The organism is Streptomyces sp. NPDC026500, from assembly GCF_055567635.1.
This window is the reverse complement of sequence record NZ_JBVHQB010000001.1, coordinates 258,135-278,604: the sequence shown is the minus strand read 5'-3', so window position 1 is coordinate 278,604 and position 20,470 is coordinate 258,135. Positions and strand designations below refer to the sequence as shown.

General features: G+C 68.5%; 16 protein-coding genes and 1 tRNA gene. 6 read left to right on the top strand and 11 right to left on the bottom strand.

What is annotated here, in order from left to right:
* Positions 1-50: 50 nt before the first annotated feature.
* Together ACZ4N5_RS01250 and ACZ4N5_RS01245 are read right to left on the bottom strand one after the other, a co-directional pair.
* On the bottom strand, positions 51-1,574 hold the full coding sequence (locus ACZ4N5_RS01250) for a hypothetical protein (protein ID WP_467755078.1): 1,524 nt from the start codon (positions 1,572-1,574) through the stop codon (positions 51-53).
* A gap of 288 nt (positions 1,575-1,862) precedes the next feature.
* Entirely contained in the window at positions 1,863-1,991 is a 129-nt protein-coding gene (locus ACZ4N5_RS01245) for a DLW-39 family protein (RefSeq protein WP_003999697.1), read from the bottom strand.
* A gap of 327 nt (positions 1,992-2,318) precedes the next feature.
* Between ACZ4N5_RS01245 and ACZ4N5_RS01240 the strand changes: the two genes are divergently transcribed.
* The gene (locus tag ACZ4N5_RS01240) at positions 2,319-2,741 is read left to right on the top strand and encodes a DUF6344 domain-containing protein (protein ID WP_467755077.1); all 423 of its coding nucleotides are present in this window, start codon (positions 2,319-2,321) and stop codon (positions 2,739-2,741) included.
* Between the two features lie 811 nt (positions 2,742-3,552).
* Here ACZ4N5_RS01240 and ACZ4N5_RS01235 read toward each other — a convergent pair.
* The 9 genes from ACZ4N5_RS01235 to dnaA all read right to left on the bottom strand — a co-directional run bounded on the left by ACZ4N5_RS01235 (position 3,553) and on the right by dnaA (position 17,321).
* Positions 3,553-3,626: transfer RNA gene (locus tag ACZ4N5_RS01235), tRNA-Ile, on the bottom strand.
* A 101-nt stretch (positions 3,627-3,727) separates the two neighbouring features.
* Entirely contained in the window at positions 3,728-4,450 is a 723-nt protein-coding gene (locus ACZ4N5_RS01230; protein WP_467755076.1) for a DUF3566 domain-containing protein, read from the bottom strand.
* Positions 4,451-4,468: 18 nt separating this feature from the next.
* Positions 4,469-7,060: a DNA gyrase subunit A gene (gene gyrA / locus ACZ4N5_RS01225; protein WP_467755075.1), complete on the bottom strand. Its 2,592-nt coding sequence runs from the start codon at positions 7,058-7,060 to the stop codon at positions 4,469-4,471.
* Between the two features lie 42 nt (positions 7,061-7,102).
* Positions 7,103-9,166 carry a DNA topoisomerase (ATP-hydrolyzing) subunit B gene (gene gyrB, locus ACZ4N5_RS01220; RefSeq protein ID WP_467755074.1) on the bottom strand — a complete coding sequence of 688 codons (2,064 nt, stop codon included), beginning with the start codon at positions 9,164-9,166 and terminating at the stop codon, positions 7,103-7,105.
* Positions 9,167-10,068: 902 nt separating this feature from the next.
* Positions 10,069-10,644 carry a DciA family protein gene (locus tag ACZ4N5_RS01215; protein ID WP_467755073.1) on the bottom strand — a complete coding sequence of 192 codons (576 nt, stop codon included), beginning with the start codon at positions 10,642-10,644 and terminating at the stop codon, positions 10,069-10,071.
* Complete coding sequence (recF, locus tag ACZ4N5_RS01210) at positions 10,641-11,765, bottom strand: DNA replication/repair protein RecF (RefSeq protein WP_467755072.1); 1,125 nt, start codon at positions 11,763-11,765, stop codon at positions 10,641-10,643. Before recF ends, ACZ4N5_RS01215 begins: the two co-directional genes overlap by 4 nt.
* A 132-nt stretch (positions 11,766-11,897) precedes the next feature.
* Positions 11,898-12,773 carry a phosphogluconate dehydrogenase (NAD(+)-dependent, decarboxylating) gene (gnd, locus tag ACZ4N5_RS01205; RefSeq protein ID WP_467755071.1) on the bottom strand — a complete coding sequence of 292 codons (876 nt, stop codon included), beginning with the start codon at positions 12,771-12,773 and terminating at the stop codon, positions 11,898-11,900.
* Positions 12,774-12,965: 192 nt separating this feature from the next.
* The gene (dnaN, locus tag ACZ4N5_RS01200) at positions 12,966-14,096 is read right to left on the bottom strand and encodes a DNA polymerase III subunit beta (protein ID WP_351124219.1); all 1,131 of its coding nucleotides are present in this window, start codon (positions 14,094-14,096) and stop codon (positions 12,966-12,968) included.
* Positions 14,097-15,284: 1,188 nt separating this feature from the next.
* Positions 15,285-17,321, bottom strand: coding sequence for a chromosomal replication initiator protein DnaA (dnaA, locus tag ACZ4N5_RS01195; protein WP_467755070.1), 2,037 nt, complete (start codon positions 17,319-17,321; stop codon positions 15,285-15,287).
* 399 nt (positions 17,322-17,720) lie between these two features.
* Between dnaA and rpmH the strand changes: the two genes are divergently transcribed.
* The 5 genes from rpmH to ACZ4N5_RS01170 are packed head-to-tail and all read left to right on the top strand — an operon-like array spanning position 17,721 to position 20,428.
* Entirely contained in the window at positions 17,721-17,858 is a 138-nt protein-coding gene (gene rpmH / locus ACZ4N5_RS01190) for a 50S ribosomal protein L34 (RefSeq protein WP_006381191.1), read from the top strand.
* Between the two features lie 21 nt (positions 17,859-17,879).
* Positions 17,880-18,251: a ribonuclease P protein component gene (rnpA, locus tag ACZ4N5_RS01185; protein WP_078942937.1), complete on the top strand. Its 372-nt coding sequence runs from the start codon at positions 17,880-17,882 to the stop codon at positions 18,249-18,251.
* Entirely contained in the window at positions 18,248-18,601 is a 354-nt protein-coding gene (gene yidD, locus ACZ4N5_RS01180) for a membrane protein insertion efficiency factor YidD (RefSeq protein WP_467755069.1), read from the top strand. The genes rnpA and yidD overlap by 4 nt, the downstream gene beginning before the upstream one ends.
* A gap of 3 nt (positions 18,602-18,604) precedes the next feature.
* A complete protein-coding gene (yidC, locus tag ACZ4N5_RS01175; protein WP_467755068.1) occupies positions 18,605-19,903 on the top strand; it encodes a membrane protein insertase YidC in 1,299 nt (432 codons plus the stop codon).
* A 15-nt stretch (positions 19,904-19,918) separates the two neighbouring features.
* Positions 19,919-20,428 carry a Jag family protein gene (locus ACZ4N5_RS01170; RefSeq protein ID WP_467755067.1) on the top strand — a complete coding sequence of 170 codons (510 nt, stop codon included), beginning with the start codon at positions 19,919-19,921 and terminating at the stop codon, positions 20,426-20,428.
* Positions 20,429-20,470 lie beyond the last annotated feature (42 nt).

Sequence of the window (20,470 nt, the reverse complement as noted above, 5' to 3'; positions counted from 1 at the left end):
CTGCCCCGCCCCGTCCTGCCTCGCCCGACCCGTGGTCCGAGTAAGGAGCGCTACCAGCCGCGTGTCGCCCCGTGCTCCCAAGAAGCCGACGTCGGCGTGGGCGCCGCCGCGGGCAGCGAGGCCGAGGCCGTGTCCGCGTCCTCCGGTGCGGGCCCGAGGGTCCGCACCGCACGGCGGCGAGCGACCACGGTCCACAGTCCGAGCGTCAGCATCAGCAGGCTTCCCGTGCCGATGCCACCGGCGGCGACCAGTTTCATGGTTCCGCTTCGGCCGGCGTCCCCGCCGCCGGCGTCCCCGCCGCCGGCGTCCCCGGTGCCCGCCGTGCCGTCGCCGGCCGCGTTGTCGGAGTCCCCCACCGGGACGGCGAACACGTCCCGGGGCGTCGACCGCCCCGCATAAGCGGGCCCCGCCTGCGGCGCTCCGGTCACGCTCACCCGCAGTGTCAGTCCGAACGGCCCCTCGCCGAAACGGTCGGCGACCTGCGCGGAGAGATGGACCACGAGGTAGTAGGAACCGGCGAACCGCATCCCGCTCACATGGTCGTTGAGGGCATAGCGGTTCTCGTAGGCGACGGGAGGAAGGGGGTCGAGCGCGGCGGAGCGCTGGCTGCCGTCGTATCCGGAGCCGACGTCGTCCACGAAGCCGCGTGCGGGGTTGTAGAGGGACATGACGAGGGCGGTGCCCAAATAGCCCTCGCCACGGCTCGAACTGCCCAGGTCCGCGGTGGCGTAGAACTGCTGCCCCCAGTCGACCGGCACCTTGTAGAAGCGGGTCTGGCCCGGGCTGATGTCGTCCTTCCAGACTCCCTGCCCGAGCGGGACGGCCCTGCTGAACCCGGCACCGCCACTGCGATGCTTCGCCGCGCCGACGACGGCGTCGGGCGACGCGGAGTTCCAGACTTCCGGCGCGCTCGTCGAACCGGACGCCTTCTTCAGAGCGGGCTCCGACACATAGCTGAGCTCCAGGTCCCACGCGCGGGTCGAAGAAGGTGCCACGGCGGCCGATCCCGTCGTACCTCTCGTCGTCCCCGCCGCTCCGGTGCGTTCGACGACCACGTAGTACGTTCCCGCCGTCTGGCAGGCGTACTGCTTGCCGCTCGTTTCACGGGACGCCCAGGCGGTGACGGGGTGCGGGCTCTGGGTGGCGCCGAAGTGGACGGTGCCGGAGGAGGAGCAGTTGCGGCCGTTGCCGTCCTGCAGGGAGACCTTGAGGCCGTCCGAGTAGGAGACCGTCGCGCCGGGCCCGGGGACGGCGGTGGCGGCGATGTACGCGTTGGAGTCGGCGTCGAGCTCGAGACGGTAGTAGAGCCTGCCGTCCCTTCCCGCAACTCCTACGGAGCTCTTGTAGGTGCGGCCCGGCTCAAGCCGTACGGAGTCGGTCGTGTCCGCCGTGCCCTTGACGGTGGTGGCGTCCTCGGCGAAGGCGTACGGCCCGGACGTACCGTCGGCGGCGGTCCTCACGTCTTCGGCGGTGGTCGTCCGCGCATCGGCTGCTGCGGGAGCGGCTGCGGCGGCCCGGCCCGTGGGTGCGAGGGCCACGCACAGCGTGGCCGCCGCCGCAGCGGCCACGAGCATCCGACCGTGCCACGACCTCGCACACCGGCCCTCGGCCCGCCGGCCCTCCGTGCGCCGCCTCATCACGCGCCACCCCTCGTCGTAGCCCCCTGGCGCGAACCATCCTGCCTCGTCGGCCACCGCGGCACCCGGGCTATCAGTGGGAGCGGCCGAAAGGGAGCGGCCGTGCGGCCGTCGAGGTGGCCCGGGCAACCGCTTCGCTCGGCTCCGTGGACCGGCGGGGCTCCGGGAAACACAAAACCCCGACCGCGAGGCGGCCGGGGTCTGCTCCGAGACTGTTGTCTGTACTCACGAACCCGTGGGCACGGAGTCAGTCGCCTCCGTCCACAGATCCTGCTCGGCGCGATCCGCCTGGATCTGGCGGTACACGAGGAGCCCGCCGATGGCGGCCAGTGCGACCAGGAGAAGCTTCTTCACCGCGCGACCTCGTCTTTCGTTGACGTAGGGGACTTCTGGCGCCCGACTATACACACCGACCGATATCGATCGGTGACCTGGATCGGCCCTCAACTGCGGCCCCGCGCACAGCGATAGACCGAGATGCAGCCGCTCCGATCTCAGGGTGATCACATGCCACAAAAAGTGACTTTTAGCGGCATCTACGGACTTTCCCGTTCACTTGCGGCCATCCGGGTGGTGTTCATCTGAACATCAACGCGCCACGGGCGCAGGTCCACCACTTCGCGGCCCACATACACATCATGAGGAAAGTACGCAAATCGCCCGACCCGAAAGTGAGGGGCCGTGACCCAGAACAAGGTCATGAAGCTGTGGACCGCGATCGTCACCGCCTTCCTGGCGCTGTGCACGACGCTCGGACTCATCACGACCACCGCGGCCGCCGCGGTACCGCAGGCCGGCTCGGCCCGCAACACCGAGACCTCGGTGACGGCCCCGGCGATCGCCCCGGCCATGGCCGCCTGGGCCTGGTCCTACAGTCGGGCCCTGCCCCCCACGATGAAGCAACGCATCCGCGCCGAGGCGCACGGTTCCTCGCCGAGCTGCCGCCACCGCGCACCGGCGGACGGCGACACGGCGGACCCCGCCGCTCTCGGCGGCCTGGAAGGCCTCGCGGACCCCGAGACCTGTTCCGGGCCCGAGACCCTCGCAGCGCCCGGCACGGAGCCCCTGGGGGCCCTCACACCCGCAGTACCGCTCCAGCGCTGAGAAGGGCGCCGAGACGGGCACCGAGACGGGCGGGAAGCACCGTACGAGGAGTCGGTACGGACGGAAAGCAGCGGACACCGTCCCCGGCACTTCTCAAGCCTCGCGGCCCCTGGTCACTCCTTGCACCCCGCCGCCCTTGGCCCCCCTTGAACCTCGCGGTCCCGGCTGTTCCTCGGACTTCACGGTCCCGACGGTCCTCGGACTTCACGGTCCCGACGGTCCTCGGACTTCACAGTCCCGACGGTCCTCGGACTTCACAGTCCCGACGGTCCTCGGACTTCACAGTCCCGACGGTCCTCGGACTTCACAGTCCCGACGGCCCGACGGCTCCTCAAGTCTCCCGGTCCCCTGCCACTTCTCCCCAGGCACCCGCCCCTTCACGCGGTCTTTCGCGTACCCGGAACCCGTAACCCCTCACAGACACCCTGACGTAGCGGCGAACTTGCGTACAAAGCACCCAGGGCAAAGGCCCGGCGACTCGGAAGAGTTGCCGGGCCTTCGACGTTGCGCCGCTGTGCGCCTTCCTCCGCGCCTCGCGTACCGGCTCCGTCAGCGGGACGCCCGTCGCGATCGCCTGTGTGCCACGACCGCCCGTGTGCCACGACGGCCGACGCCATCACTGCAGGACCCACCACATGACGGACCCGTCCGGCTTTCCGCGTTCAAAGAGCGCGTTCAAGGGGATCGCCATCGTGGCGGTGGCTTCCGTCGGGCCGTGAAAGGTCCCCCACGGTGCTCTCACCCTCTCGAAGGGCCCCGCACGGGAAACGCAAAGACCCCCAACCGTGAACGGTTGAGGGTCTTCATGCTGTGGGGCTAACAGGATTTGAACCTGTGGCCTCATCCTTATCAGGGATGCGCTCTAACCAACTGAGCTATAGCCCCGCCGCGCTTTGCGGTGTGTGTCCCGCGCGCTGACCTCTGAAGATTAGCGCACGACGCGGCCAGTCCCAAAATCGATAGTCAGAGGGCGTTTGAACGGACCCTCACTCGTCCTCGGCGAGGGTCAGCTCGACGCCGCCGACGAAGCCGGCGGAGAGGTTGTAGATGAACGCTCCGAGGGTCGCCAGGGCGGTCGCGAGGACCACGTCGATGACCGCGATGATCGACGTGAACATCAGGACGTGCGGGAGCGAGAGGAACGACTGCAGGTCGAAGCCGTTGGACTCGTTCGAGCCCGTCGCCTCGGAGATCGTGCCGCCGACGGTCGAGAAGACGCCCATCGCGTCCATGACCATCCACAGCACCGCGGCCGCCACGATCGTGCAGATGCCGAGCGCGATGGAGAGCAGGAAACTGACCTTCATCACCGACCACGGGTCGGCCTTGGCCACCCGCAGCCGCGCCTTGCGCGTCCGGGGAGTCGTCCGCGCACCGGTGCGCGGCCGGCGGACCGCGCCCGACGGCGGCTGCGCCGGATAGGCCTGCGGCGGGTGATAGGGCTGCTGCGGGGGCTGCTGCCCCTGCCGCTCGCCCGGCAGCGGCGATGCCGCCGCCGGGGGCGATACCTGCGGCGCGCTCGGGGCCACAGGCGCCCCGACCGGGGCCGCCTGCCCGCCCGCGTACTGCTGGGCCTGCTGGCCTCGGGTGTCCGTCACAGTTCCCCCCTGGGATCCATGAGAGTCATGGGAGTCGGTCTCATTCATGGCGGTGCCACGGCCGCCGTCCGTTTCCGTACCGGTCGATCCGGCGCCCGTGGCTCCGCTCACGACGACTCACTCCTCGCGCTACTCGGCCGAGGACGGCTCGCCCTCTTCCGTACCGATGGCCTCGACGCCTTCGGCGGTCTCGTCCACGACGTCGTCGCCGTCGACTTCCTCCGCCTCACGACCGGCCTCGGCGTTACGAGCGATGCCGACCACGGCATCGCGCTTGCCCAGGTTGATCAGTTGGACGCCCATGGTGTCACGGCCCGTCTCCCTGACCTCGTTGACTCGCGTACGAATCACACCACCGGACAGTGTGATGGCGAGGATCTCGTCGGTCTCCTCGACCACCAGCGCGCCGACGAGAGAGCCGCGGTCCTCGACGATCTTGGCGGCCTTGATACCGAGGCCGCCGCGACCCTGGACGCGGTACTCGTCGACGGCGGTCCGCTTCGCGTACCCACCGTCTGTGGCAGTGAACACGAACGTACCGGGTCGAACAACATTCATCGAGAGCAGCTCATCGCTCTCGCGGAAACTCATTCCCTTGACGCCCGAGGTCGCACGGCCCATCGGTCGCAAAGCATCATCCGTCGCGGTGAACCTGATCGACTGCGCCTTCTTGCTGATCAGGAGCAGATCATCCTCGGCGGATACGAGTTCGGCTCCGATCAGTTCGTCGTCGGATCCGTCCTCCGTCTCACGAAGGTTGATCGCGATGACGCCGCCCGCGCGGGGCGAATCGTAATCCTTGAGCGGTGTCTTCTTGACCAGTCCGCCCTTGGTGGCCAGCACCAGGTAGGGCGCCGCCTCGTAGTCGCGGATCGCGAGGATCTCGGCGATCGCCTCGTCCGGCTGGAAGGCCAGCAGGTTGGCGACGTGCTGTCCACGCGCGTCACGGCCGGCGTCCGGGAGCTCGTAGGCCTTGGCGCGGTAGACACGGCCCTTGTTCGTGAAGAACAGCAGCCAGTGGTGCGTCGTCGACACGAAGAAGTGGTCGACGATGTCGTCCTGCTTCAGCTTCGTGCCGCGTACGCCCTTGCCGCCCCGCTTCTGCGAGCGGTAGTCCTCCGTCTTGGTGCGCTTGATGTAGCCGCCGCGCGTGATGGTGACGACGATGTCCTCTTCGGCGATCAGGTCCTCGATGGACATGTCACCGTCGAAGGGCACCAGCTTGGAGCGGCGGTCGTCGCCGAACTTCTCGACGATCGCGGCGAGCTCCTCGCTGATGATGCCGCGCTGACGCACCGGCGAGGCGAGGATCTCGTTGTACTCGCGGATCTTGGCCTGGAGCTCGTCGTGCTCCTGGATGATCTTCTGGCGCTCCAGAGCGGCCAGTCGCCGCAGCTGCATCTCGAGGATCGCGCTGGCCTGGATCTCGTCGATCTCCAGGAGGCCCATCAGGCCCTCTCGCGCGATCTCGACGGTGTCGCTGCGCCGGATGAGCGCGATGACCTCGTCGATGGCGTCCAGGGCCTTCAGGAGGCCGCGCAGGATGTGCGCGCGCTCCTCGGCCTTGCGCAGCCGGAACTTCGTACGACGGACGATGACCTCGATCTGGTGCGTCACCCAGTGGCGGATGAACGCGTCCAGGGAGAGGGTGCGCGGCACACCGTCGACGAGCGCCAGCATGTTCGCGCCGAAGTTCGTCTGCAGGTCGGTGTGCTTGTAGAGGTTGTTCAGGACGACCTTGGCGACGGCGTCCCTCTTGAGCACGATCACGAGCCGCTGGCCGGTACGGGAGCTGGTCTCGTCCCGTACGTCCGCGATGCCGCCGACCTTGCCGTCCTTGACCAGGTCGGCGATCTTCTGGGCGAGGTTGTCGGGGTTGACCTGGTACGGGAGTTCGGTCACCACCAGGCACTGGCGGTTCTGGATCTCCTCGACGTCGACGACCGCGCGCATCGTGATGGAGCCACGGCCCGTGCGGTACGCCTCCTCGATGCCCTTGCGGCCCACAACCAGGGCGCCACTGGGGAAATCGGGGCCCTTGATGCGCTCGATCAGGGCGTCCAGAAGCTCCTCGTGGGAGGCCTCGGGGTTCTCCAGGTACCACTGGGCGCCGGCCGCGACCTCGCGCAGGTTGTGCGGCGGGATGTTGGTGGCCATACCGACCGCGATGCCCGCCGAGCCGTTGATCAGCAGGTTCGGGAAGCGCGCCGGCAGGACCGTCGGCTCCTGGTTGCGGCCGTCGTAGTTGTCCGTGAAGTCGACGGTCTCCTCGTCGATGTCGCGGACCATCTCCATGGACAGCGGCTTCAGCTTGCACTCGGTGTACCGCATGGCGGCGGCCGGGTCGTTGCCGGGAGATCCGAAGTTGCCGTTGGAGTCCACCAGCGGCATCCGCATCGACCACGGCTGCGCGAGACGGACCAGCGCGTCGTAGATCGAGGAGTCGCCGTGCGGGTGGTAGGTGCCCATGACGTCGCCGACGACGCGGGCGCACTTGTAGAAGCCCTTCTCGGGCCGGTAGCCGCCGTCGTACATGGCGTACAGGACGCGGCGGTGGACGGGCTTGAGACCGTCCCGCACGTCGGGCAGCGCACGCGACACGATGACGGACATCGCGTAGTCGAGGTACGAGCGCTGCATCTCGGTCTCGAGCCCTACGGGCTCGATGCGCAGGGTGATCTCGCCCTCGTCAGGAGTGCTCGAAGTATTCTCGTCGGTCATTGCTGGTGAAGATCCTTTCTGACGCGGTCAGCTGAGACCGACTCAGATGTCGAGGAAGCGGACGTCCTTGGCATTGCGCTGGATGAACGCGCGGCGCGCCTCGACGTCCTCGCCCATGAGGACCGAGAACAGGTCGTCGGCCTGGGCGGCGTCGTCGAGCGTGACCTGGCCGAGCACGCGGTGCTCCTGGTCCATGGTCGTGATGCGCAGTTCCTCGGCGTTCATCTCGCCGAGACCCTTGAAGCGCTGGATCGAGTCCTCGCGGACGCGCTTGCCCGCCTGGCGGCCGAGTTCGATCAGTGCGTCGCGCTCACGGTCCGAGTACGCGTACTCGAAGTCGTCCCGGCCCCACTTGATCTTGTAGAGCGGCGGACGGGACAGGAACACGTGCCCGGCCTCGACCAGGGGCCGCATGAAGCGGAACAGGAAGGTCAGCAGCAGGGTGTTGATGTGCTGGCCGTCGACGTCGGCGTCCGCCATCAGAATGATCTTGTGATAGCGGAGCTTCTCGATGTCGAAGTCCTCGTGGACTCCGGTGCCGAAGGCGGAGATCAGCGCCTGGATCTCCTGGTTCTGCAGGATCTTGTCGATCCGCGCCTTCTCGACGTTGAGGATCTTTCCTCGGATCGGGAGGATCGCCTGGTACTGCGGGTTGCGGCCGGACTTGGCCGAACCACCGGCGGAGTCACCCTCGACGATGAAGATCTCGCACTTGATGGGGTCGTTCGACTGGCAGTCGGACAGCTTGCCCGGCAGGGAGGCCGATTCCAGGAGGCCCTTGCGGCGGGTGAGGTCACGCGCCTTGCGGGCCGCCACGCGCGCGGTGGCCGCCTGGATGGACTTGCGGATGATGTCCGCGGCCTCGTTCGGGTTGCGGTCCAGCCAGTCGTTGAGGTGCTCGTAGACCGCCTTCTGGACGAAGGTCTTCGCCTCCGTGTTGCCCAGCTTGGTCTTCGTCTGGCCCTCGAACTGAGGCTCGCTCAGCTTGACCGAGATGATCGCGGTCAGACCCTCGCGGATGTCGTCACCCGTGAGGTTGTCGTCCTTCTCGCGAAGCAGCTTCTTGTCGCGCGCGTACTTGTTGATGAGCGAGGTCAGCGCCGCACGGAAGCCCTCCTCGTGCGTACCGCCCTCGTGGGTGTGGATGATGTTGGCGAAGGAGTACACGCCCTCGCTGTAGCCGCTGTTCCACTGCATCGCGACCTCGAGGGACAGGCTCTTGTCCTTGTCCTCCGCTTCGAGGTCGATGACTGTGGGGTGAACCGCCTCTCCCTTACGGGAGTTGAGGTACTTCACGAAGTCGACGATGCCGCCTTCGTAGTGGTACGTGACGGTCTTGACCTCGTCCTTCTCGTCGGCGCCCGCCTCGTCCGCACCGGCGGTGGCCTTCGCCGAATCGCGCTCATCAGTGAGTTTGATCGTCAAACCCTTGTTGAGGAACGCCATTTCCTGGAAGCGCCGCGACAGCGTCTCGAAGGAGTACTCCGTGGTCTCGAAGATGTCCGCGTCGGCCCAGAAGGTGACCGACGTGCCGGTCTCGTTCGTGGCCTCGTGCTGGGAGAGAGGGGCCGTCGGGACGCCCAGCTTGTACTCCTGCGTCCACCGGTGGCCGTCCGTCTTGACCTCGACGGAGATCTTGCTCGACAGGGCGTTCACCACGGAGACGCCGACGCCGTGCAGACCACCGGAGACCGCGTAGCCGCCACCGCCGAACTTGCCGCCCGCGTGCAGCACGGTCAGCACGACCTCGAGGGCCGGCTTGCCCTCGGACGCGACGATGCCCACCGGGATGCCGCGGCCGTTGTCGACGACACGTACGCCGCCGTCCGGAAGGATCGTGATGTCGATCGTGTCTGCGTGGCCGGCGAGCGCCTCGTCGACCGAGTTGTCCACCACCTCGTACACGAGGTGGTGGAGTCCACGCTCACCGGTAGAACCGATGTACATGCCGGGTCGCTTGCGGACCGCGTCCAGACCCTCGAGGACGGTGATGGCACTGGCGTCGTACGAGGCTGTGACCTCGCCATTTGCGCCGATGTCGGTGGACGGGATGTTCTCGTTGGGGTTGCCGGAATCGGCCACGAAGCGCCCTTTCTGGCACAGCACAAGCCGAACTCCCGGCGGGTGGCCGGAGCGGCTGCGGCGTGTTGCGGTGGTAAGCCTTTGTCAGCGTTGCTCGGTGCGTCCCACTAGTGGGGCGGGATTAGCTTCCAGTCTACCGGTAGCGCCGACAGTGATGGGGGTTTGCCGGTACCTGAGTCCGCATGTGCCGCCCTGAACCGGTCTCACCCGACTCCCCATATGCGGACCCAGGCCCAAAGAGGCTTACAGCGGCACTCAGCGCTTCCGGGTGTCAACCCTTGGCTACTGACGAGTCAGGTCGATGTTCGCCTTTGCGTACGGTTACCCGCGGCGGTCGACCGGTGGCGGTCGAGAGGCGTCCTTCCGGGCGGCCGCGGTGTTCTCCGGACAGCGCCCGATATGCCTCTGACCAGGGACGATCGATGGTTTTCCAGATCGGTCGGCAGGGCCGGCAAGGTGCAGCGCGACCCACGGGCCGCCGTCCCCGCCGGACCTGAGAGAACAGCCAGTCACCCGCGAGCGGGCCGGCGAAGAGCTCGGACGCGCGGCGAGCGGTCGCCGCCTCCCACGCACAGAAGCCCCGCGCACCCCGATCATGGGCGCGGCACGGCCCGGCTCTGCCGCGAGGGAGGGCCCGAATTCGTTCGCTGTCAGCTGGATCCGCCGCTCGGCGTGGCCACGATCACCGGGGTCGGCGGCCGGGCGACGCCCGACTCGGCCGCAGCCGACGGCCTGTCGCGGTGGCGAACTGCCGTGGGTCAAGATCAGCCGCAGACAGGACTGGCGCGGTCGGCGCCCCGGAATCCGTCAAGATCAGCCGCAGCCGACGGCCCGGTCGCCGGTCCGGGCGTCGTCCACAGCCATCTCGACGCCCGTCACCGCCAGGGGTGAGCGGCGTCCGCGGCCCGGCCCGTCGGGGTCGGCGGTCATCCGTAGGTGTCGCCGGGCCCCGTGCTGCCCGGGGCGCGCAGAGGACCGTAGCGGCGCGGGGGGCCCGTGGGCCCTTGGACCTTGAGCAGGCGCACGGTGCCGTGGCCGAGGTCCTGGTTCAGCCGCGCGACCAACTGCGGTGCCAGCAGGCGCAGCTGGGTGGCCCAGGCGGTCGAGTCGCACTGCACCGTCAGCACCCGCTCGGCCGGGTCGTCGTCGTAGCGCAGCGGAACGCAGTGCTTGGCCAGGTCGTCGCCGACGATCTGCGGCCAGCGGCCCATCACGCCGCCCACCGCGGCCGGGGCCTCCCAGCCGCGCTCGCTGAGCAGCCGGTTGATGGCGGCGCCGAGCGCCATGGGGTCGCGTCCGTCGGCACCCGAGCCGGAGCGCAGACCGCCGCCGCGCCGCGCCTGTTTCTTCTGCTGGGCCGCGTCCCCACGCGCGCGTGCCTGCTCCTTCGCGGCACGCAGCGCCACCCGCGCGAGGTCGACGCCGGACGGCTCGGGGGTCTTCTTCGCGGGTCCGGCGCCGGACGAACCCTCGACACCCGTTCCCGATGTGTTCTCCGTCATACGCGCTCCACCGTGCCTTCGGACACGGCGTACCGCGTCCCGGCCAGAACATCCGGTACGTCGTCGTCCACGGCGGCCGTCACCAGCACCTGCTCGCCGGGCGCGACAAGCTCCGCCAGGCGCTCGCGTCTGCGGGTGTCCAGCTCCGCGAAGACGTCGTCGAGGACCAGCACCGGCTCATTGCCCTCGGCCCTGAGCAGGTCGTACGAGGCCAGGCGCAGCGCGAGCGCGTACGACCAGGACTCGCCGTGGGAGGCGTATCCCTTGGCGGGCAGCTGACCGAGTTTGAGCACCAGATCGTCCCGATGGGGCCCTACGAGGGTCACACCGCGCTCGATCTCCGGCTTGCGGGCCTCTTCCATGGCGGCCATCAGCTGTGCGTAGAGCTCCTCGCGGGCGTGGCCCACGATGCCGGGCGAGGACGCCTTGTACTCCAGGGCGACGGGCCCGCCGCCGGGCGCCAGCTGCTCGTAGGCCTTGTCGGCCAGCGGCTGGATCGCGGCGACCAGGTCGAGCCGCTGGGCCAGCAGCTCGGCGCCCACGCGCGCGAGGTGCTGGTCCCACACTTCGAGCGTGGACAGGTCCATCGTGCGGCCGCCGTGCCGGCGGGCCAGCGCGGCCGACTTCAGGAGGGTGTTGCGCTGCTTGAGGACCCGGTCGTAGTCGGATCGGACGCCCGCCATGCGCGGGGAGCGAGCGGTGATCAGCTCGTCGAGGAACCGGCGTCGCTCTCCGGGGTCGCCCTTGACCAGGGCGAGGTCCTCGGGCGCGAACAGGACGGTCCGTACGATGCCGAGCACGTCACGGGGTCTGACCTGGGAGGACCTGTTGATGCGGGCGCGATTGGCCTTGCCGGGGTTCAGCTCCAGCTCGATGAGCTGCTGGCGATCTCCCTGGCGGACATTGGCCCGGATGATCGCCCGGTCGGCGCCCATGCGGACGAGCGGCGCGTCGGAGGAGACGCGGTGGCTGCCGAGGGTCGCGAGATAGCCGACCGCCTCGACCAGGTTCGTCTTGCCCTGCCCGTTGGGACCCACGAACGCGGTGACGCCCGGGTCGAGCGGGACCTCGACCCGGGCGTACGAGCGGTAGTCGGCCAGCGACAGGTGCGTGACGTGCATGGTCGTTCGCCGACCTCCCCCAGCGTGGTTTTCGGGTGTCCCCGGGGTCCGGGCCGGACCCCGGTTCTCGGGTTTCCTCCCCCGGCTGTGGACAACCGGGTCACCCCGGGTGCGGAGAACCCGGGGCGTCGATCAGGCCTTCTCGACGGCGTGGCCGCCGAACTGGTTGCGCAGCGCCGCGATCATCTTCATCTGCGGCGAGTCGTCCTGCCGCGAGGCGAAGCGGGCGAAGAGCGACGCGGTGATCGCGGGAAGCGGTACCGCGTGGTCGATGGCGGCTTCCACGGTCCACCGGCCCTCGCCGGAGTCCTGTGCGTAGCCCTTGAGCTTCTCCAGGTGCTCGTCCTCGTCCAGCGCGTTGACGGCGAGGTCGAGCAGCCAGGAGCGGATGACCGTGCCTTCCTGCCAGGAGCGGAAGACCTCACGCACGTCCGTCACGGAGTCGGCCTTCTCCAGGAGCTCCCAGCCCTCGGCGTAGGCCTGCATCATGGCGTACTCGATGCCGTTGTGGACCATCTTCGCGAAGTGGCCCGCGCCGACCTTGCCGGCGTGCACCGCTCCGAAGTCGCCCTCGGGCTTGAGCGCGTCGAGAATCGGCTGCACCTGGGCGACGTGCTCGGGGTGGCCGCCGTACATCAGCGCGTAGCCGTTCTCCAGGCCCCAGACGCCGCCGGAGACGCCGCAGTCGACGAAGCCGATGCCCTTGATGCCCAGCTCGACGGCGTGCTTCTCGTCGTCCGTCCAGCGCGAGTTGCCGCCGTCCACGACGACGTCGCCGGGCTCCAGCAGGGCGGCCAGCTCGTCGACGGTGGACTGGGTCGCGGCGCCCGCCGGAACCATGACCCACACCACGCGCGGGCCCTTGAGCTTGCCCACAAGCTCTTCCAGGCTGTGGACATCGGCGAGGTCCGGGTTGCGGTCGTATCCGATGACGGTGTGACCTGCGCGGCGGATCCGCTCGCGCATGTTGCCGCCCATCTTGCCGAGGCCGACGAGACCGAGCTCCATCAGTTGTTCCTTAAGGGTTGCGACGTGGCGTGAGGGCACTCTCGTACCTGGGTCCGAGCCTAGACCTGGGGGTACCACCCACGCCTTTCGGGCACCGGGGGAACTCACGCACATCTGTGGGCATAGCCGCTCAGACGTATGCCCTACCCGCGGTGCGGCCCGCCGGGCCCTGGGGACCGGCGGGCTCCGGGGTCAGCCGGACAGGCGCACCGGCATGATCAGGTACTTGTAGGCCTCGTCCGCCTCGGCGTCCACGGCGGGCCTGCCGCTCAGCAGCGCGGGCTTCGTGGACGTCGTGAAGGAGAGCTGGGCCACCGGCGAGTCGATGGCGCTCAGGCCGTCGAGCAGGAACGTCGGGTTGAAGGCGATCGAGACGTCGTCACCCTCCAGCTGGGCGTCGACCCTTTCCACAGCCTGTGCGTCGTCGCTGGAGCCGGCCTCCAGGATCAGCACGCCCTGCTCGAAGCTCAGCCGCACCGGGGTGTTCCGCTCGGCGACCAGGGCCACGCGCTTGACGGCCTCCACGAAGGGGGCGGTCTCGATGACGGCGATGGAGTTGAACTCCGTCGGGAACAGCGAGCGGTACTTCGGGAGGTCGCCTTCGAGAAGACGGGTGGTCGTACGCCGCCCGGCACCCTCGAAGCCGATCAGGCCCTCGCCCGCGCCGGAGCCGGACAGCGCCAGGATCACGCTGTCGCCGCCCGTGAGGGCCTTGGCGGTGTCCAGGAGCGTCTTGGCGGGCACCAGGGCGACCGCGGACGCCTCCGGGTTCTCCGGCTTCCACAGGAACTCGCGGACCGCGAAGCGGTAGCGGTCGGTGGACGCCAGGGTGACCTTGTCGCCCTCGATCTCGATGCGCACGCCGGTGAGCACGGGGAGCGTGTCGTCACGCCCGGCGGCGATGGCCACCTGGGCGGCGGCCGAGGCGAAGACCTCACCGGGAACGGTGCCGGTCGCCGACGGCATCTGGGGCAGTGCCGGGTACTCCTCCACAGGCAGGGTGTGGAGTGTGAACCGCGAGGAGCCGCAGACCACGGTCGCCCGTACGCCGTCTGTGGAAATCTCCACCGGCCGGTTGGGGAGCGCCCGGCAGATGTCCGCGAGGAGGCGGCCGGACACGAGGACCGTGCCCTCCTCGTCGATCTCCGCGTCCACGGAGACCCTCGCCGAGACCTCGTAGTCGAAGCTGGAGAGGCTCAGTGCGCCCTCCTCGGCCTTCAGAAGGAGGCCGGCGAGCACAGGCGCCGGCGGACGGGCCGGGAGGCTGCGTGCCGCCCAGGCCACTGCCTCCGCGAGTACGTCGCGTTCCACCCGGATCTTCACCGTTGCCGCCTCCGTCTGTTGCCGGCGCTCTCGCCCTGCTGGCCTTCGTCGTCTGACTCGGTGTCGCTCGGACCGCTGAGGGGAAGGACACCGGGGACCAGTCTGACGCACCGCGCTGACAGTCGGTGCCTCTCGGGGTCAAGTCGTGCCGAGCGGCAGCTGAGCCTCCGGGAGCAAGTTGTGCACAGCCCCCACTTCGAAACGGTTCTCAGGCTCTCACTAGTTGGTCTTAGTAGTAGGGCCTGTGGAAACCGTGGATAACCCCGTTTTCGCAGCTCAGAGGCGATTTTTTGTCCACCGGCCCTGTGGGCGGAGGCGGTGGACAACCGGGGGCGTCTGTGGACGACGAAAAGTTCTGCACACTCGATCCACAGCTTGGGGTGACTTCTCCCCAGCACCGTCCCCAGCTTTACCCACGTTCCCCACAGCCCAATCCGGCACCTTGATGTGACGCCTTTCACTCGACGCGGTGAGATGGCGCGGCGAGTTGCCGAACAGTGGACAGAGGTGTGGAGAAGCTGGGGATCACTGGGGACAACCTGCTCCAGCCTGTGGGTCACCGGTGGACAACTTCGCGCACAGCCTGTGGATCTTTCCTTCGTCCACAGGCTGTGGAGAGTCTTCGTCCACCAATCCACAGGCGGTTGACCTGGTCTGATGGTCTTTCAACAGTGCTGCCTGTGGAAACGATCTGGACAACTTCCCAGTCCCCAGGATGTGGACGGAAGAAAGTCACCACATCTGTGGAGAGTGGCCGTAACCAGGCTCCGATTCGAACAGCAGGTGTCGGACCGGTAGCGGTGAAAACGGGGCGGACAGCGTCGGAACGCGGGCTGGAAGCCCTCAAGAAGCGCGTCCGAGCCCTCGGGAGGAGGTCATTCCGCCTTTCCGAGCGGGCGGCAGGGCCGCTTCGGGGGCGTGCCCGGGCCGTCGGCGCATGCGGCCGAGCCGGCTCCGAGCGCCGTCCCGGGCCCGCGGGCGCGTGCGCGGTACCTCTGGGAGTGGGTGTCCGGGAACGGCGAAGGGCGCCCCGGGAGGTCTCCCGGGGCGCCCTCAGGCACGTACGGCCGTCTCTTGGGCCGGCTGACCGCCTCTGACCGACGTCTCCGACCGCCTGCCTCTGAGCGCCCTGCCTCCGACCCGATTCGCCGACCGCGATGTCGGAGCCGGTGTGGGTGCCGGTCTCCGTCAGCCGTTCTTGATGCGGTTCGTGAGTTCGGTGACCTGGTTGTAGATGGAGCGGCGTTCGGCCATCAGCGCGCGGATCTTGCGGTCGGCGTGCATCACCGTCGTGTGGTCGCGGCCGCCGAACTGAGCGCCGATCTTGGGCAGTGACAGATCGGTGAGCTCACGGCACAGGTACATGGCGATCTGCCGTGCCGTCACCAGGACGCGGCTGCGCGAGGACCCGCACAGGTCGTCCACCGTGAGCCCGAAGTAGTCGGCGGTGGCCGCCATGATCGCGGTCGCGGTGATCTCGGGTGCCGAGTCCTCGCCGCCGGGGATCAGGTCCTTGAGGACGATCTCCGTCAGACCGAGGTCCACCGGCTGCCGGTTGAGCGACGCGAACGCCGTCACCCGGATCAGCGCGCCCTCCAGCTCGCGAATGTTGCGCGAGATCCGGGACGCGATGAACTCCAGCACCTCCGGCGGGGCGTTGAGCTGTTCCTGCACCGCCTTCTTGCGAAGGATGGCGATACGGGTCTCCAGCTCGGGCGGCTGGACGTCGGTGATCAGCCCCCACTCGAAACGGTTCCGCAGCCGGTCCTCCAGTGTGACCAGCTGCTTGGGCGGCCGGTCGCTGGAGAGCACGATCTGCTTGTTCGCGTTGTGCAGCGTGTTGAAGGTGTGGAAGAACTCCTCCTGCGTCGACTCCTTGTCCGCGAGGAACTGGATGTCGTCGACGAGCAGGATGTCCATCTCCCGGTACCGCTTGCGGAAGCTGTCGCCCTTGCCGTCGCGGATGGAGTTGATGAACTCGTTGGTGAACTCCTCCGAGCTCACGTACCGCACCCGTGTGCCCGGGTAGAGGCTGCGTGCGTAGTGCCCGATCGCGTGCAGCAGGTGCGTCTTGCCGAGTCCCGACTCCCCATAGATGAAGAGGGGGTTGTACGCCTTCGCCGGTGCCTCGGCGACGGCCACGGCGGCGGCGTGCGCGAAGCGGTTTGAGGCGCCGATCACGAACGTGTCGAAGAGGTATTTCGGGTTCAGCCGCGCGGTGGGTTCGCCCGGACCCGAAGCCGGAGCGGGCTGCGCGGCCTTCGACCCGGGGGCACCGCCCGAGGACGGCAGCGACGGGCCGCCCCTGCGTCCCTGTCCGGCGCCGGAGGGGTCCTGCAGATCGCGGCGGTCGGCACGCTGGTCGTAGTCCTGGCGCTGCTGCTCGTAGGGCGAGCGGTCCATCGGCTGCGGCCGGTAGTCCTGAGGCGGCGAGGCGTAGGGGTCCCGCTCCGGGAAGCCGAGGCGCTGCTGCTGCCAGCCGTAGTCGTCCTGGGAGTGGCGGGGCCAGGCGCCCGGCTCCGGGCGCTGGTAGTCCGGGTACGCGGGACGGGCGGTCGGCAGCTGGTCGCCCGGGGCACCGGGCGGCGGTTCGGCGCGGCCGCCGCGGTGGTCGTCGGCGCGGTGGCGGCCGTACCCCTCGTACCCGTCGCGACGGGAGTCGTACGGACTGCGGTCGTCGCGCGCCTGCGGCTCGTAGCCGCCCCGGTCGTCACGGCCCTGACCGCCGCCGTCGTAGCCGCCGCGGTCCTCGCGGCCCGGGCCGTCGTAGGCGCCGCGGTCGTCCCGTCCCTGGCCCTCGTAGGCGCCCCGGTCGTCGCGACCCTGGGCGCCGTCGTAGGCGCCGCGGTCGTCGCGTCCCTGGTTCTCGTAGGAGTCACGGCCCTGGCCCGGTCCGGTGGGGAGCTCGGGCTCCTCGTAGCGGGGCGGGGCGGGCGAGGAGGGCTCGCCGGCGGAGTCGTCCACGGTGATGGCGATACGGATGGGGCGGCCGCACTCGCGGCTCAGCGTCTCGCTGACGATCGGCGCGAGACGGCCCTCCAGTACGTTTTTCGCGAACTCGTTGGGGACGGCGAGCAGAGCGGTGTCCGCGACCAGCGCCAGGGGCTGGCAGCGCTTGATCCAGTGCTCGTCCTTCGCCTCGACACCCTGTCCGCGGCCCTCGCCCAGAAGTTGTTCCAGTACGCGTGGCCACACTGCGGCAAGATCGGCAGGTACGTCAGCCACGGGGCACGCTCTCTCACGGGTCCCACGAACGTGTGGTTCTGGGAACAGGTTGGGAAGATCAGTCGCTTGGGGCGGGGGGAACAAAACCGCTGGGGCGGTGAGAAGGGAACGAATCGGAGTCCAGTCACGGTAGTCAGGGCGACCGGTGCGGTTCAAGTTGTTGTCCCCAGCCTGTGGATAGTGTCTCCTGTCAGGGACTGGTTTGACCGGATGGCGCAGCCGCGCGTACCGTAACCAGGTCGAGTTGTCGATGGCTGCTGCCGCCTGCCTCCGATGGGCACAGATCGCGAAGAGTGATCGGGAAGCGGTGCACTCGGGCGTAATGCGAGTTTCCTCGTGGGCGCACGGTGACAGCCAGGGCGGCACCCCGCCACCACCGATTCTTTCTGGAGCCCCCTAGTGAGCAAGCGCACCTTCCAGCCGAACAACCGTCGTCGCGCCAAGACCCACGGCTTCCGCCTGCGGATGCGCACCCGTGCCGGCCGCGCGATTCTCGCGAACCGCCGTGGCAAGGGTCGCGCCAGCCTGTCCGCCTGATTACTTACAGGTCATGATCTCGTGCTGCCTACCGAGCATCGGCTGAGGCGGCGCGAAGACTTCGCGACCGCGGTACGCCGAGGACGCCGGGCCGGACGCCCGCTTCTCGTCGTCCATCTACGTAGCGGTGCACCGGACCCGCACGCGCCTGGGGAGAGCGCTCCCTCGACGCGTGCGGGTTTCGTCGTGAGCAAAGCCGTGGGCGGAGCGGTCGTTCGCAACAAGGTGAAGCGCAGGCTTCGCCATCTGATGCGCGACCGAGTCGCCCTGTTGCCCCCCGGTAGCCTGGTAGTCGTACGAGCGCTGCCCGGTGCGGGTGACGCCGACCATGAACAGCTGGCCCGAGACCTGGATGCCGCCCTGCAGCGGTTGCTGGGAGGGGGCGCGCGATGAAGTACCCACTGCTTGCTCTCATCAAGCTCTACCAGTGGACGATCAGCCCGTTGCTCGGGCCGGTCTGCAAGTACTACCCGTCGTGCTCCCGCTACGGCTACACAGCCATCGACCGGCACGGTGCGCTCAAGGGAACGGCACTTACCGCCTGGCGCATCCTCCGGTGCAATCCGTGGTCGCTGGGCGGTGTGGACCATGTTCCGCAACGCAAGCGTCCGCGGTGGCACGAATTGCTGCGTAACGCCTGGCGTGCACGCAAGGGCGGGACCTCCGCCGCCGAACCGGCCACCGGGGACACCACTGCCCCGGGCCCGGCCGCCGAGACCCCGTCCCATGCTCAAGGAGCCTGATTAGTGGACACGATTGCCAGTCTTTTCAGCTTCATCACGACACCCGTTTCCTGGGTCATCGTCCAGTTCCATGCCGTGTACGGGAAGATTTTCGGTCCCGACACGGGCTGGGCCTGGGGCTTGTCCATCGTGTCCCTGGTGGTCCTGATCCGTATCTGCCTGATCCCGCTCTTTGTGAAGCAGATCAAGGCCACCCGGGCCATGCAGACGCTGCAGCCCGAGATGAAGAAGATCCAGGAGCGCTACAAGAACGACAAGCAGCGCCAGTCCGAAGAGATGATGAAGCTGTACAAGGAGACGGGTACCAACCCGCTCTCCTCGTGCCTTCCCATCCTGGCGCAGTCGCCGTTCTTCTTCGCCCTGTACCACGTGCTCAACGGCATTGCGACGGGCAAGACGATCGGCGTCCTCGACGATCAGCTGCTCGCCAGTGCCCGTAAGGCACACATCTTCGGTGCCCCGCTCGCGGCGAAGTTCACGGACAGCGCCGAGACGGTCGCCCAGCTCGGCGCCACGCTGACCGATGTCCGTGTCGTCACCGCGATCATGATCGTGCTGATGTCGGGCTCGCAGTTCTACACCCAGCGTCAGCTGATGACGAAGAACGTCGACACCACGGTGAAGACGCCCTTCATGCAGCAGCAGAAGATGCTGATGTACGTCTTCCCGGTGATGTTCGCCTTCTTCGGCATCCGGTTCCCCGTCGGTGTCCTCATCTACTGGCTGACCACCAACGTGTGGACCATGGGCCAGCAGATGTACGTCATCCGCAACAACCCGACCCCGGGTTCGAAGGCTCAGGCCGCTTACCTGGAGCGCCTGCAGAAGCACGTCACGAACCACGGCAAGACGCGCCGCCGCAGCGAGAAGGCCATCGTCAAGGCCATCGTCGCCAAGGGCCGCGACCGCAACGAGTTCGAGCGCAAGTTCATCAACGGCCTGACCAAGGCGGGCCTCGTGGCCCAGCCCGACGGCCTCGTGGTGACGGGCGAGAACGCGACGGTCATCGAGTCCGAGGACGGCACCACGACGACCACCGCGGCTGCCGCTCCCAAGCGTCAGCAGCCGAAGCGGCAGTCCAAGTCGCAGCGCCAGTCGGGCGCGGGGTCCAGCAGCGCGCCGGCGGACGAGTCGGAGCCGAAGACCTCGCTGAGCAAGTCCGACGAGCCGCAGGATGCCAAGCCCTCCGCCGCAAAGCCGGCCCCCGGAAGCGGTAACAAGCCCGGCGCCGGTACCCGCAGCAAGGCCCAGTCCGGACAGCGCAAGGGCCCGCAGCGGCCCAAGTCCCCGTCCAAGAAGTAAGAAGGAGTCCATCCCGTGACGGAAGGCACCACCTCCGCCGCCGCTGAGGGCGACACCCTGACCCGCCTGGAGCAGGAAGGCGAGATCGCGGCGGACTACCTCGAGGGTCTGCTCGACATCGCCGATCTCGACGGTGACATCGACATGGACGTCGAGGCCGACCGCGCCGCTGTCTCGATCATCAGCGACTCGGGCGGCCGAGACCTGAACAAGCTGGTCGGCCGGGACGGCGAGGTGCTGGAGGCGCTCCAGGAGCTCACGCGCCTGGCCGTGCACCGGGAGACCGGGGACCGCAGCCGGCTGATGCTGGACATCGCGGGGTTCCGTGCCAAGAAGCGCGAGGAGCTCTCCGAGCTGGGTGCCAAGGCGGCCGCCGAGGTCAAGAGCTCCGGTGAGCCGGTGAAGATGGACCCGATGACGCCCTTCGAGCGCAAGGTGGTGCACGACGCGGTCAAGGCCGCGGGCCTGCGCAGCGAGTCCGAGGGCGAGGAGCCGCAGCGCTTCGTCGTCGTGCTCCCCGCCTGATCGGTACGTACGTTCCTTCGGCCCCGTCTGTTGCGCAGGCGG

Bases quoted from the DNA above. Each gene is read 5' to 3' on its own strand.
- ACZ4N5_RS01250 (WP_467755078.1), bottom strand. From the start codon at position 1,574: ATGCTCGTGGCCGCTGCGGCGGCGGCCACGCTGTGCGTGGCCCTCGCA.
- gyrA (WP_467755075.1), bottom strand. From the start codon at position 7,060: ATGACCGACGAGAATACTTCGAGCACTCCTGACGAGGGCGAGATCACC.
- ACZ4N5_RS01215 (WP_467755073.1), bottom strand. From the start codon at position 10,644: ATGACGGAGAACACATCGGGAACGGGTGTCGAGGGTTCGTCCGGCGCC.
- recF (WP_467755072.1), bottom strand. From the start codon at position 11,765: ATGCACGTCACGCACCTGTCGCTGGCCGACTACCGCTCGTACGCCCGG.
- gnd (WP_467755071.1), bottom strand. From the start codon at position 12,773: ATGGAGCTCGGTCTCGTCGGCCTCGGCAAGATGGGCGGCAACATGCGC.
- yidD (WP_467755069.1), top strand. From the start codon at position 18,248: ATGAAGTACCCACTGCTTGCTCTCATCAAGCTCTACCAGTGGACGATC.